Here is a 13354-nt window from a genome sequence, read left to right on the forward strand (position 1 = left end):
CCGCCTCGTCCCGCGCCCGCGCGCCGGGTCGGGGGCGATCCTAGGAGCGGGCGCGGCCGGCTGTCGAATAAGGATGGCTGATCGCCGCGATCAGCGGGACCTCGCTGCCGGGTCAGGGGCCCGCCACGATGTGGGTCTGGAGCGCCGCCGCCGCCGCCGAGAGCTCCTCGGCGAGGATCTCGACGAAGCGCGTCGCGGCCTGCGTCAGCGGGGTCTTCGGGTGATGGATGATGACGAGCTGGCGGGTGATGCGCGGCGCGACGATCCGGTAGGCCTTGAGCGAGCCCTCCGCGAGCTGCCGGCTCACCGCGATGCTGGGCAGCACCGTGAACCGCGCCGAGCGCGCGACGAAGTCGGCGATGGCCGAGGGAAGGTCGAGCTCGATCTGCGGGCTGAGGCTGACATCCTGCGCGCCGACCCTCCGGTCGAGTTCGAGGCGCAGGCCGTGCCGGGCCGAGGGCAGGACGAGGTCGAGCTCCACGAGGTCGCGCATGCGCACCGGAACCGGGATCGGCAGCGGCGTCGCGCTCGCCCCGACCACCACCATCTCCTCGTCGAGGAGCGGCTCCATCATCAGGCCGAGGCGCCGGTTCGGCTTGTTGATCACCGCGAGGTCGAGGCTGCCGTCGCCGACCCCGTCGATGAAGGTGCTGGAATAGCCGTCCGCCAGCGAGAGCTCGACCTGCGGGTAGGCGGCGGAGAAGCGCGCGAGCACGCTCAGCACCACGCTCATCGAGAGCGACGACAGGATCCCCGCCGTGACCCGGCCGGACACGCTCTGGGCGAGCCGCGCCATGGCGGCCCGGGCCTCGGCCACGTCCCGCAGGATCGGCTGCACCAGCCGGTGCAGCATCCGGCCGGCCGCGGTCGGCACCATGGCCTTGGGCTGGCGCTCGAACAGGCGCTGGTCGAGTTCCCGCTCCAGCTTGGCGATCTGCATGCTCAGCGCGGGCTGCACCACGTTCATGCGCTGGGCGGCGCGCGTCACGCTGCCCTCCTCGAACAGGGCGACGAAGTAGGAGATCTGACGCAAATCCACCGACGGGAATCCAGACTTCCGGACGCGCGGGCCCGGCCTCGCGCCGGGCGAAAAACACGTCCGGCGACAAGATCATACCGGCGCGGCCGGGGCAATTCAGACGGCCTGATCCGCCCCATCAGCAATCCTTATTTCAGTCCCCGACGCGGAGCGCCTAACCAGGCGGGACGAGGCGCCCGGGAGCGCCCGACCGGGAGGCGACGATGATTCTGCAGGCCCCTGCCCGATCCCTGCGCGACTGGCTCGGCCGCCTCGCCGAGAGCGGCCGGCTCAGCGTGGCGCGGCCCGGAATCGGCCTGAGGCACGAGGCCGCCGCGGTGGCGAACCGCCTGGACGGGCGGAGCGCCACCCTGTTTCCCCGCCCCGGCGGGCAGGACGGCACCATCGTGTCGGGGCTGGTGTCGAGCCGGGCCTGGATGGCCGAGGCGCTCGGGACGAGCGAGGACCGCCTCGTCTCGCATTTCCAGCAGGCCTGCGCGGCGCCGCTGCCCTGGCGCGAGCAGGAGACGGGACCGGCCCAGGAGGTGGTCCACCGCGCCGGCATCGACCTGCTGCGCCTCCTGCCCGTGCCGACGCTCAACGAGCACGACGGGGGGCCCTACATCTCGGCCGGGCTGATGATCTCGCGCGATCCCGAGACCGGCGCGCAGAACGTCGCCATCCTGCGCTGCCAGATCAACGGGCCGGACCGCATCGGCGTGCTAGTCCTGCCCCGCCACACCGACCACTTCTACCGGCGGGCGGAGGCCGCGGGCCGCGGGCTCGACGTGGCGCTGGTCGTGGGGGTCGACCCGGCCTGCCTCCTCGCCTCGCAGGCGATCGTGCCGCTCGGGCAGGACGAGCTGGAGATCGCGGGCGCCCTCACGGGGGCGCCCCTGCCGGTGGTGAGGTGCCTCACCAATCCGGTGCGCGTGCCGGCCGAGGCCGAGATCGTCATCGAGGGGCGGATCCTGCCGGAGGTGCGCGAGCCCGAGGGCCCGTTCGGCGAGTTCCCGCAATATTACGGCGAGCGGGCGAGGCGCCACGTCATGCAGGTCGACGCGGTCACCCATCGCGCCCGGCCGATCTTCCACATGATCGTGGGCGGCGGCCTGGAGCACCTCCTGCTCGGCGCGATCCCGCGCGAGGCTACGATCCTGGCCACCCTGCGCCGCAGCTTCCCGGGCGTCGAGGACGTCCACCTCTCCCTCGGCGGGGTCGGGCGCTATCACCTCTACGTCAAGCTGCGCAAGATCCAGGAGGGCGAGGCCAAGAACGTGCTGCTCGGCGCCTTCGCGGCCCATTACGACATCAAGCACGCGGTGGTGGTCGACACGGATGTCGACATCCACGATCCCGGGGAGGTCGAGTGGGCCGTCGCCACGCGCTTCCAGGCCGACCGCGACCTCGTGGTGGTGGCGCAGGCGCAGGGCTCGAAGCTCGACCCCTCGGCGCGCGACGGCGTCGGCGCCAAGATGGGGCTCGACGCGACGGTCCCCCTGGACGCGCCCCCCATGAAGTTCACGCGCATCCGCGTGCCGGGCGAGGCCGAGGTCGACCTCGCGGCGGTGATCGCGCCGGGCGCGGATTGGCGCGACGCGGTCGCCGATCGGCGCGACGCGGTCGCGGGCTGAGCGCCGTGCCCGACCTTCCCGCATCCGTCGACGTCCTGATCGTCGGCGGCGGCTCGGCCGGCTGCGTCATGGCCAACCGGCTCTCGGCCGATCCCGGCCGCCGCGTCCTGCTCGTCGAGGCGGGGCGCGACACGCCGCCCGGGCGCGTGCCGGCCGAGATCCTCGACAGCTACCCGATGCCGCTGTTCTTCGGCGACACCTACATCTGGCCGGGCCTCGACGCCGCCGTGACGCGCGGGGCGGACGGGCGGGTCCGGCGCCGCGCCTACGAGCAGGGCCGGGTGATGGGCGGCTCGTCGAGCATCAACGTGCAGGCCGCCAATCGCGGCCTGCCCCGCGACTACGAGGCCTGGGTGGAGGCGGGCGCGGCGGGCTGGGGCTGGGACGACGTCCTGCCCTATTTCCGCCGGCTCGAGACCGACCTCGACTGCGACGGCCCGCTGCACGGCCGGGACGGCCCGGTGCCGATCCGGCGCATCCTGGAACCCGCCTGGCCGCCCTTCGCGCGGGCGGTGGCGCGGGCCTTCGACGCCACCGGCCTGCCGCGGCGCCTCGACCAGAACGGCGAGTTCGAGGACGGCCTCTTCCCGCCCGCCTTCTCCAACCGCGACGACGCCCGGGTCTCCGCCGCGGCGGCCTACCTGGACGCCGAGACCCGGGCGCGGGACAACCTCGTCATCGCGGCGCAGACCCGGGTGACCGCCCTCACGCGCGACGGGCGCCGGGTCACGGGCGCGCAGCTGCGCGGACCCGGCGGGCGCCCGCACCGGGTCGCGGCGCGGCGGGTCGTGGTCTGCGCCGGGGCGCTGCAATCGCCGGCGCTGCTCCTGCGGGCGGGGATCGGGCCGGCCGAGCACCTGCGCGCCTGCGGGATCGCCGTCGTCGCCGACCGGCCCGGGGTGGGCGAGAACCTGCGCGACCATCCGGCCCTGACGGTGGCCCAGTACCTGCCCCGCCCGCTCCGGCTGCCGCCGAGCCAGCGCCGGGCGAGCTTCCTGGCGGTGCGCTCCTCCTCCGGCCTGCCGGGCGGCAGCGCCTCCGACATGTACCTCACCGCCTCCGCCCGCGGCGGCTGGCACGCGCTCGGGGCCCGCCTCGCCCTCTACTTCCTGTGGGTGAACCAGCCGCACTCGGTCGGGCGGCTGCGGCTCGACCCGGCCGACCCGTCCGGCCATCCCGACATCGACCTCAACCTCCTCTCCGACCCGCGCGACCTCGACCGGCTGGCGGCCGGCCTGCGCGACCTCGTCGCGCGCGTGGTCTCGCCCCACCTCAACCCCGACCCGGCGGCGCTCGTCCCGGCGAGCTTCACGCCGGCGATCAAGCGGCTCAGCCGGTTCAGCCCGGGCAACCGGCGCGTCACGGCGCTCCTGGCGGCCCTCCTCGACGGCCCGGCCCCGCTGCGGCGGCGGATGCTGCGCCTCGTCTCCGGCGGGGTCGCGCTCGGCGAGGTCGTGGGGGACGAGGCGGCCCTGCGGGACCTCGTGCGCGACCTCGTCTTCGGCGTCTGGCACGCGAGCGGCACCTGCCGCATGGGCGATCCGCAGGATCCGGGGGCGGTGGTCGACCCCGCCGGCGGCGTGATCGGCGTCGCCGGCCTGACGGTCGCCGATGCCTCCGTGATGCCGAGCCTGCCGAGCGCCAACACCAACGTCCCGACCATGATGGTCGCCGAGAAGATCGCCGACCACCTCGCGGGCCGCCCGCCCCCGGCCTGACGGACCGGGGCCGGGCCCGCCGAGGGCGCGCGGCCGAAAGGTCCAGCGCATGGCCTGCCACGACACCGACGCGGCGGCGCGCGAGGACCTGATCGGCGCCCCGACGCTCTCGCTCGCGCGTCGCCGCCGGGACCGGCACGCCGCGCCGATGCTGCGGCCGATGGACCACCGCGTCCGCCGGGCCCTTCGGCTGCTCCGGCAATCGGGCGCGGCGGCCGACTCGGGGCCGGAGCGGGACCTACGCCGAAGGGCCGCGCGCGATCCGGCTGAGGTAGTCGAGCTTGCTCGACCGCATGTGGTCGACGCACAATTGCGCGAAGGCCCAGCGGTCGCGGCCGCGCAGCAGCTCGATCATCGTCTCGTGCTGGCTCAGCGACAGGCGCAGACCCTCCGCATCCGCGAGGTTCTTGGCGCGCATCGGCAGGGTCAGGGCCATGTAATCCTGCAGGGTGCGCACCAAATAGGCGTTGCCGCAGGCCGAGAACAGCGCGAGGTGGAAGGCGTCGTTGGCCCCGTGGATGGCGAGGAGGTCCCCTCTCTCGGCCTCGCGCCGATAGGCGTCCTGCAGGCGGCGCAGCTCGGCGAGCAGCCCGGGCGGCGCCGGCAATCCGATCAGCAGCGCGGCCTCGCGGGTGAGGAACTCGCGCACGTCGTAGATTTGGCGCACCTCCTCGGCCGCGTAGGAGCGCACCGTCGCGCCGACGTTCCTCTCCCGCCGCACGATGCCGCGCCGCTCCACCGCCACCAGGGCCTGCCGCACGAAGTGGCGCGAGGCGCCGTAGCGCGCCATCAGGGCATCCTCGGTCAGGCGCGCTCCGGGGGCGAGGCGCCCGAAGATGATGTCCTCCTCCAGGCGCGCCGCGACCGCCTCGGCGCCCGCGCGCGGCGGGGCGAGGAGATCCGCCAGCGCGCCGCTCACCGGGCCGCCCCGCGGCCGGCCAGGCGGTAGCATTCCTCGACGAGGCGGAGCGTGGCGAGGTTGTCCTCCGGCGCGGTCTCGAACGGGCCGCCATCCGCGAGCCGCTCGACGAAGTGCGCGATCGCCGCGTCGTAGGAGCCCTGGTAGGTGGCGGCCGGATCGAAGTGCCACGCGCGCCCCTCGCCGGGCGCCTCGCGCGCCTCGGGCGCCGTGCGCGCCTCGGGCGCCGTGAGGGTCAGGTCGCCGCCGGCGAGGTGCAGGGCCCCGTCCGGCCCGTAGATCTCGAGCCGGTCCGCCGCGCCGGGCGGCGCGCCGTGCGCCGCGAAGCTCGCGAAGAGCTGCACGGCGAGGCCCCCCTCCCCCGCGAGCTGGACGAGCGCGCTGTCCTCGCCCCGCAGGGCCGCGCAGGTGCGGCTCATCGCGCAGGCCGCGACGGTGAGGGGGCCGAGCAGCATGCGCAGGGTGTCGAGGTGGTGGATCAGCACCTCGGCGGTGAGCATGCGCGCCTCGTCGCGCATGAAGGGCTGGCGCTCGAGGGCGGGGTAGCGCCCGTCGGCATCGGGCAGCGTGCCGCTGGTCAGCACGGTGAGCCGCGCCGCGAAGGGACGGCCGACCGCGCCCGCGCGCAGCAGCGCGGCCGCCTGCCGGTAGGTGTCGCGGAAGCGCCAGTTCTCGTGCACCATCAGGCGGCAGCGCCCGCCGACCTCCGCCGCCAGCGCCTCGGCCTCGGGCAGCGTCGGCGCGAGCGGCTTCTGGCACAGGACCGGCAGCCCGCGGGCGGCCGCGAGGCGCACGAGGTCGGCATGCGCGGCCCGCGGCACCGCGACGTCCACCGCGTCGATCCCGCCCTCCGCCAGCATCCGGGCGGCGTCCGCGTAGGTGCGGGGGATCCCGAACTCCGCGGCCCGGGCGGCGCGACGGGCCTCGCTCGGGTCGGCGACGGCGACGACGCGCGCGCGGCCCTGCAGGGCCGCCCAGGCGCGCAGGTGATACTGGGTGACGAAGCCCGCCCCGACCAGCCCGACCCGCAGCCCGCTCACTGCAGCGCCTCCGGGCGGCGGGCCACGTCGGCGGGGATCGCCCGGCGGGTCGCGGCGTCGAACAGGTAGGCGGCGTCGGCCGCGAAGTGGAGCTCGACCGCCTCGTCGACCCGCGCCCGGGTGCCCCGCGGCAGGCGGGCGGTGCACTCGGCCCCGCCCTCCCCCTCGACGACGAGCAGCGTCTCGGCCCCGAGGGGCTCGACCGCGACGACCCGGCCGCGCACGCTCCCGCCCGCCTCGCCGGCCGCGGCGCGGTCGAGGTGCAGGTCCTCGGCCCGCACCCCGAGCACGATCTCGCGCCCGGCGGGCCCCAGCGTGCCGCTCCGCCAGCGCGCCAGCGGGGCGGTCACCGCCGCCTCGGCCACGCCCGCCTCCGCCAGCCGGGCCGGAAACAGGTTCATGGGCGGCGCGCCCAGGAATCGCGCCACGAAGGTGTCGGCGGGGTTCCAGTACACGTCGAGGGGCGCGCCGATCTGCGCCACGCGCCCGCCATTCATCACGCAGATGCGGGTGCCCATGGTCATGGCCTCGACCTGGTCGTGGGTGACGTAGATCATCGTGGCGCCGAGGCGGTGGTGCTGCTTGATCAATTCGTTGCGGGTGTTGACCCGCAGGGCGGCGTCCAGGTTGGAGAGCGGCTCGTCGAACAGGAACACCATCGGCTCGCGCACCATCGCGCGCCCGAGGGCGACGCGCTGGCGCTGCCCCCCGGAGAGCGCGTGGGGCTTGCGCGCGAGGAGCGGCACGAGGCCCAGGATCTCGGCGGCCTGCCGCACCCGCCGCTCGATCTCGGGGCCGGGCGTGCGCCGCCGCCGCAGGCCGAAGGCCATGTTCTCGTAGACGCTCATGTGCGGGTAGAGGGCGTAGGACTGGAACACCATCGCCATGTCGCGGTCCTTGGCCGGCACGTCGTTGACGACCCGCCCGTCCACCGAGAGGGTGCCCGACGAGATCGTCTCCAGGCCGGCGATCATCCGCAGCGTCGTCGACTTGCCGCAGCCCGAGGGGCCGAGCAGGACCATGAACTCGCCGTCGCCCACCGTGAGGTCCACCTCGTCGACGGCGACGACGCCCGCGCCGTAGCGCTTGCTGATCCGGTCGAGGCGGACGACGGCCATGCGGGGCTCCTACTTGACCGCGCCCGCGGTCATGCCGCGGATCAGCTTTTCCGAGAAGAACGCGTAGGCGAGGATCACCGGCACCACCGAGATCATCACGCCGGCCGCGATCATGCCGATGTCCTGGAAGTGGTCGCCCATGAAGGCGCGGATGCCGACCGGCAGCGTGCGCTTGTCGGGGTCGGTGATCAGCACCACGGCGAACAGGAACTCGTTCCAGAGCTGGATGACGTTGAGGATCACCGTGGTGGCGATGGCCGGCATCCCGACCGGCAGCACGATGCGCCGGAAGATCTCGACCTCGCCGTAGCCGTCCATCCGCGCCGCGTCGAACAGGTCCTGCGGGATGCGCGCGAAGAAGCCTTCGAGCAGGTACACGGTGAGCGGCAGCTGCAGCGAGACGTACACGACGGTGAGCCCGGCGAGGCTGTTGTAGAGGCCGTAATCGACCAGGATCTGGTAGAGCGAGATCAGGGTGATCTGGGGCGGGAAGATGATCGACGAGAACAGGATGCCGTAGATGAGGCGGTTGCCGGGGAAGCGGTAGCGCGCGAGCGCGTGCGCCGCCGCCGCCCCGATCAGCGTCACGGCCGCGACCGCCGTGACCACGACCGCGGACGAGTTCCAGAAATAGGTGGCGAAGTCGGAATCGACCCAGGCGATCCGGAACTGCTCCCAGTGCACCGGGCTCGGCCAGGCGTAGTGGTCGGCCGAGATCTCGCCGGTGGTGCGCACCGACATGGTGGCGAGCCACAGGAAGGGGCCGAACGTGTAGAGCGAGTAGAGGGCGATGACGAGGCCGAGCGCCCCGCGCCCGAACAGCCGAGCGGACGCCACGTCAGTACTCCAGCCTCTCCGAGGATCTGAACAGCCGGTTGAGCACCAGCACGCAGGCGCAGACGACGCCGAACCACACCGCCGCGATGGCGGACGGGTAGCCGAGATCGAAGGTGTTCCAGTTGAACGCGCGCTTGTAGACGTAGGTCGAGACCGTCTCGGTCGCCCAGAGCGGGCCGCCTCCGGTCATGATCCAGACGAGGTCGAACACCTTCATCTTGCCGATGAAGGCGAGGACGTAGAGGTTGAGCAGCGTCGGGCGCAGCATCGGTACGATGATGTGGCGCAGCTTGGCGCCCCAGCCGCAATTGTCGAGCTCGCTCGCCTCCAGCACCTCGGAGGGCAGCGCGTGGATGGCGGCGAGGCAGACCACCATGTTGAACCCCGCCCATTTCCACGCATGCGTGACGATGAGCGCGGCGAGCGCGGTGGCGGGGTCGCCGAGCCAGGAGCGGGTGAGCGCGTCGAGGCCGAGCGCCCGCAGCGCCACGTTCACCACCCCCCAATCGTAGTTGTAGATCCACATCCACAGGATCGCGACGACCACGTAGGAGAGCAGCACGGGGGCGAACCACGCCACCCGCAGGAATCTCCCGAAGGGCACGCCCGCGTAGAGGGCGAGCGCGAGGAGCAGCCCGGTGGCGACGTCGAGGACCGGCGCCGCGAAGGCCCACACGAAGGTGTTGCGCACCGCGACCCAGAAGGTCTCGTCGGCGAGGAGGTCGCGGTAATTCGCGAGGCCGACCGCTTGGCGCTCCATCCCCTCGATGGTGAAGAAGCTGTCGTAGAAGGTCCGGATGGCCGGGTAGGCGGTGAGCCCGGCATAGACCGCCAGCGCCGGCCCCACGAAGAGCGCCACCACCGGCAGGCTCGCCCGGCGGGGATCGAAGGCGCGCGCGCGCGCCGCCGCGGGCGGGGCGGCCGGCGCCGCCGCGTCCACGCCCGCCGTGCCCGACATCGCCTCAGCTTCCCTTGTGGCAGGCGGCGTCCATCCGCTCGGCCGCGTCCTTCACGGAGATCAGCCCGGCCGGCAGCGCGTTATTGATCACCTGGGTGTAGGTCTCGGCGCACTTCGCCCGGTAGTGGAACAGCGGCGTGCCGAAGAAGTACGTCACGCCCTGGTTGCGGGCCTGCAGCTGGCGGAAATAATCCTCGTGGGCGGACTTGATCCGGCTCGGGTCGGACTTGAGGCCGGTCTGGAGCGAGACCTGCTCCATCCACTTGGTGCCGTTCTCGACGCTGCCGATGGACCTGAGCAGCGCGCCGGCGCAGTCCTTGTTGCGGCTGCGCGCGTAGACCACGAAGCTGCCCGCGACCGAGAGCGTCTTGCAGGTCGGGCACCGGCCCTCGTCCATGGCCGGGAACTGCATGATGCCGAGGGGAAAATCCGCCGGCATGCCGCCGCTCTCCGGCGGCGCGAAGGCGCGGCCGGTGAACCAGCTCGGGTCGGGGAAAACCAGCGCGCCGGGCTTCTGGTAGAAGTAGTAGTGCGACTCCCCGAGCTTCAGGGTCGAGAAGCTCTTCGGATAGGCCCCGGCATCGACCAGGTCCTTGAACCACGTCATCACCGCGAGGACCCGGGGATCGCGGAAGGACAGGTCCCCGCTGAGGAGCTTGCCGTAATCCTCGGTCCCGAGCTTGCGCAGCAGCGACTCGAACAGCAGCAGGCCGCCCGGGAAGGGCCGGTCGCCGACGCCCTGCGCCACGGGCGTCACGCCCGCGGCCACGCCCTTCCTGACGAGGTCGGCGAAGGCGCCCTGCGTCAGCTGGCCGGATTCCGGCACCGCGACGCCGACCTTCCTGACGAGATCCCGGTTGTAGTAGAGTTCGACCGTGTAGGCCTCGACCGGCAGGCCGTAGAGGTGGCCCTTCGCGGTCCAGGCGGGCTTCGCCCATTCCTCGATCGCCCCCGTGTCGACGCGGGTCTCGAGCGGTTCGAGGAAGCCGCCCTGCAGGAATTCGGGCTGGTCCGGCTCCATGTAGAAGACGTCCGGCGCCTGACCGGTGCGCACGGCGGACTTGGCCTGCGTGTAGATGTCGGCCTTGGGGATGAAGCTCAGCTTCACCCGGCACTGGGCATTCGCGGCCTCGAATTCCTTGACCCGGGCGCTCACCCACTCGCGCTTGGCGGGCTCGTCGGGCCAGTTCGACCACATGGTGATCTGCGTCGGCTCCGCGGCCCGCGCGCCGCCGGCCGCCAGCGCGGCCCCGAGGACCAGCGCGGCCACCCTCCCTCGTCCCATGCGGCGCTCCTCACGGCCACCTTGTCGTTGCGCGGCAAGGGATCAGGTTGCCGGGACATTGTCAATAACGAACCGCCTGATTGGCCGTGAAGACCGGTAGATCGGCGTTGACGCGGCGGTTTTATTGACAATGCACCGGGCCGTCGTAGAAGCGGACGGGCGACGGAGCGGGGAGGAGCGGGATGGCCGGCGACGCGGGCAAGGGGTTGCGCAAGGGGCTCACGAGCTACGGCGACGCGGGCTTCTCGCTGTTCCTGCGCAAGGCCTTCATCAAGGCCATGGGCTATTCCGACGACGCGCTGAACCGGCCGATCGTCGGCATCACCAACACCTTCAGTGACTACAATCCCTGCCACGGCAACGCCCCGGCCCTGATCGAGGCGGCCAAGCGCGGCGTGATGCTGGCGGGCGCCATGCCGATGGTGTTCCCGACCATCTCGATCCACGAGAGCTTCGCCCACCCGACCTCGATGTTCCTGCGCAACCTGATGGCGATGGACACCGAGGAGATGATCCGCGCCCAGCCGATGGACGCCGTCATCGTGATCGGCGGCTGCGACAAGACCCTGCCGGCCCAGATCATGGCCGCGGCGAGCGTGGACCTGCCGACCGTGGTGATCCCGGTCGGCCCGATGGTGGTCGGGCACCACAAGGGCGAGGTGCTGGGCGCCTGCACGGATTGCCGCCGGCTCTGGGCCGCGCACCGGGCCGGCGAGATCGACGAGGCCGAGATCGAGGTGGTGAACGGGCGGCTCGCCCCCTCGGTCGGCACCTGCATGGTGATGGGCACGGCCTCCACCATGGCCTGCATGATCGAGGCGATGGGCCTCGCCCTGCCCTACGCGGGCACGATCCCGGCGCCGCATGCCGAGCGGGTGCGCCTCGCCGAGGCGAGCGGCCGCCGCGCCGCCGCGATGGCGGTGGCGGGCGGGCCCCGCCCGAGCGCGCTCCTGACGCCCGCGAGCCTGCGCAACGCGCAGGTGGTGCTGCAGGCGATCGGCGGCTCGACGAACGGGCTCATCCACCTCACCGCGATGGCGAACCGGGTCGGGGCGAGGATCGACCTCGACGCCTTCGACGCGGTCGGGCGCGAGGTGCCGGTCCTGGTCGACCTCAAGCCCTCCGGCGCGCATTACATGGAGCATTTCCACCACGCCGGCGGTGTGCCGAAGCTCCTGCGCGAACTCGGCGACCTCATCGACCTCGACGCCCCGACCGTGGCGGGCGGCTGCCTGCGCGACGTGGTGGCGGCGGCCGAGGAGGTGCCGGGCCAGACCGTCATCCGCTCGCCCGCCGACCCGATCAAGGCGGCGGGCGGTCTCGCGGTGCTGCGCGGCAACCTCGCGCCGCGCGGGGCGCTGATCAAGCACGCGGCGGCGAGCCCGCGGCTCCTGCAGCACACCGGCCGGGCCGTGGTGTTCGAGTCGATCCCCGACATGGCGGCGCGGATCGACGCGCCGGACCTCGACGTCGGGGCCGACGACGTGCTGGTCCTGCGCAATGCCGGCCCGAAGGGCGCGCCCGGGATGCCGGAGGCCGGCTACCTGCCGATCCCGAAGAAGCTCGCCCGGCAGGGCGTCAAGGACATGGTGCGGATCTCCGACGCCCGGATGAGCGGCACCGCCTTCGGCACGATCGTGCTCCACGTCACGCCGGAATCGGCGGTGGGCGGCCCGCTCGCGCTGGTGCGCACGGGCGACGCGATCCGCCTCGACGTGGCCGGGCGGCGCATCGACCTCCTGGTGGACGAGGCGGAGCTGGCGCGCCGGCAGGCCGCCCTGCCCGAAGCCCCGCGCCCGGCCTGGGCGCGGCGCGGCTACGCCCGCCTGTTCCACGACACGGTCACGCAGGCCGACGAGGGCTGCGACTTCGCCTTCATGGCCCCGGACGGCGGCGCGACGGAGGAGTGATCCGGGATCCGCTTGATCAAGCGGATCCCGGATCACGAGCCTGCGCGGCGCCTGAGCGACGCCCAAATCCGCATGGCCGAAAGGGGAGATGGCGAAGCCGTCAACTGGATGGCGGATGATGCGATTGCGCCCGATCCGCCGAGATTTGCGCCGAGCGTGAGGGCGATCCCGGCTTCCGGCGTCCCGTACCGATGCGCGGGATGGCGTCGGACGGCGTCCCGGTGATCGCGCGCCCGGGGTCACGGCTCCCGTTTCCCCGGACGACGGGAGCGGGAACTCGGCGTCGGGGCGGCCGGTCTCGGCGGCACGGCGGTGCTGAACCCGGCGATCGGGAACCGTCTCGGCCCGAGCGAGGCCTGCTCTAGAGCATTTTCCGACGAAGTGGATGCCGGTTCGTCGCAGAAAATGCGGCAAGATCAAAGATCGAGAGCGGCACCCGATCACCTTGCAACCGGGTGCCGCTCTACGGCCAAGCGCCGGGCGCTGGAACGGCAACTGTCCGACACCCTATCCGCCCCGAGCCGGTGCGATCTGACCCGCGCGCTGCAAGCCAAGATCGGGCGAGCCCGCGATCAACTCTTGGTCTTGCTCGCCCATCCCGGCCGCGTGGAGGTCACCAACAACGGGTGTGAGCGAGCCCTGCGCCCGGCCTGGTGCAGCAAAAAGTGACGAACGGCCACCGGGCCATGTGGGGGGCCGCGGGTAAGGCGGACGTGCGCACGGTCGTCGACACCGCCCGCCTCTCGGGTGCTAACACCTTCGGTATCATCCTCGAGACCATCGGCGCCTGATTGCCTCTCGCGCCGACCACCTCATCGCAGACAAGCTCAGCCGGCTCGTAAACTGCCCCAAACCTCCTGGGTAATTACCTGGGAGCCAACGTCTGGAAGTGGCGCATCTCGGCCATGCTTTGTCAC

Annotated in this window: 10 protein-coding genes and 1 pseudogene; 4 read left to right on the forward strand and 7 right to left on the reverse strand. The window is 72.7% G+C overall.

Annotated elements, in window-relative coordinates; all coding sequences use genetic code 11:
• Positions 1 to 112: 112 nt before the first annotated feature.
• A complete protein-coding gene (locus QA634_RS06640; protein WP_012331244.1) occupies positions 113 to 1039 on the reverse strand; it encodes a LysR family transcriptional regulator in 927 nt (308 codons plus the stop codon).
• A gap of 203 nt (positions 1040 to 1242) precedes the next feature.
• Between QA634_RS06640 and QA634_RS06645 the strand changes: the two genes are divergently transcribed.
• Both QA634_RS06645 and QA634_RS06650 read left to right on the forward strand, forming a co-directional pair.
• Complete coding sequence (locus QA634_RS06645) at positions 1243 to 2652, forward strand: UbiD family decarboxylase (RefSeq protein ID WP_012331245.1); 1410 nt, start codon at positions 1243 to 1245, stop codon at positions 2650 to 2652.
• 5 nt (positions 2653 to 2657) lie between these two features.
• Positions 2658 to 4370 carry a GMC family oxidoreductase gene (locus QA634_RS06650; RefSeq protein WP_012331246.1) on the forward strand — a complete coding sequence of 571 codons (1713 nt, stop codon included), beginning with the start codon at positions 2658 to 2660 and terminating at the stop codon, positions 4368 to 4370.
• A 238-nt stretch (positions 4371 to 4608) separates the two neighbouring features.
• Here QA634_RS06650 and QA634_RS06655 read toward each other — a convergent pair whose 3' ends face one another.
• The 6 genes from QA634_RS06655 to QA634_RS06680 are packed head-to-tail and all read right to left on the reverse strand — an operon-like array spanning position 4609 to position 10527.
• A complete protein-coding gene (locus tag QA634_RS06655; RefSeq protein WP_012331247.1) occupies positions 4609 to 5289 on the reverse strand; it encodes a GntR family transcriptional regulator in 681 nt (226 codons plus the stop codon).
• Positions 5286 to 6329: a Gfo/Idh/MocA family protein gene (locus QA634_RS06660; RefSeq protein WP_012331248.1), complete on the reverse strand. Its 1044-nt coding sequence runs from the start codon at positions 6327 to 6329 to the stop codon at positions 5286 to 5288. The genes QA634_RS06655 and QA634_RS06660 overlap by 4 nt, the downstream gene beginning before the upstream one ends.
• Complete coding sequence (locus tag QA634_RS06665) at positions 6326 to 7447, reverse strand: ABC transporter ATP-binding protein (RefSeq protein ID WP_012331249.1); 1122 nt, start codon at positions 7445 to 7447, stop codon at positions 6326 to 6328. The genes QA634_RS06660 and QA634_RS06665 overlap by 4 nt, the downstream gene beginning before the upstream one ends.
• Positions 7448 to 7456: 9 nt before the next feature.
• Complete coding sequence (locus QA634_RS06670; protein ID WP_012331250.1) at positions 7457 to 8284, reverse strand: carbohydrate ABC transporter permease; 828 nt, start codon at positions 8282 to 8284, stop codon at positions 7457 to 7459.
• A 1-nt stretch (position 8285) separates the two neighbouring features.
• Positions 8286 to 9242, reverse strand: coding sequence for a carbohydrate ABC transporter permease (locus tag QA634_RS06675; protein WP_012331251.1), 957 nt, complete (start codon positions 9240 to 9242; stop codon positions 8286 to 8288).
• A 4-nt stretch (positions 9243 to 9246) separates the two neighbouring features.
• Positions 9247 to 10527, reverse strand: coding sequence for an ABC transporter substrate-binding protein (locus QA634_RS06680; RefSeq protein WP_012331252.1), 1281 nt, complete (start codon positions 10525 to 10527; stop codon positions 9247 to 9249).
• A gap of 182 nt (positions 10528 to 10709) precedes the next feature.
• Here QA634_RS06680 and QA634_RS06685 point away from each other — a divergent pair, with 182 nt between their 5' ends.
• Positions 10710 to 12437, forward strand: coding sequence for an IlvD/Edd family dehydratase (locus QA634_RS06685; protein WP_012331253.1), 1728 nt, complete (start codon positions 10710 to 10712; stop codon positions 12435 to 12437).
• Positions 12438 to 12902: 465 nt separating this feature from the next.
• Positions 12903 to 13228: pseudogene (locus QA634_RS06690) on the forward strand (IS66 family transposase); the annotation flags it as partial.
• Between the last annotated feature and the right edge of the window lie 126 nt (positions 13229 to 13354).

The organism is Methylobacterium sp. CB376, assembly GCF_029714205.1.
In the GTDB taxonomy this organism is placed as follows: domain Bacteria; phylum Pseudomonadota; class Alphaproteobacteria; order Rhizobiales; family Beijerinckiaceae; genus Methylobacterium.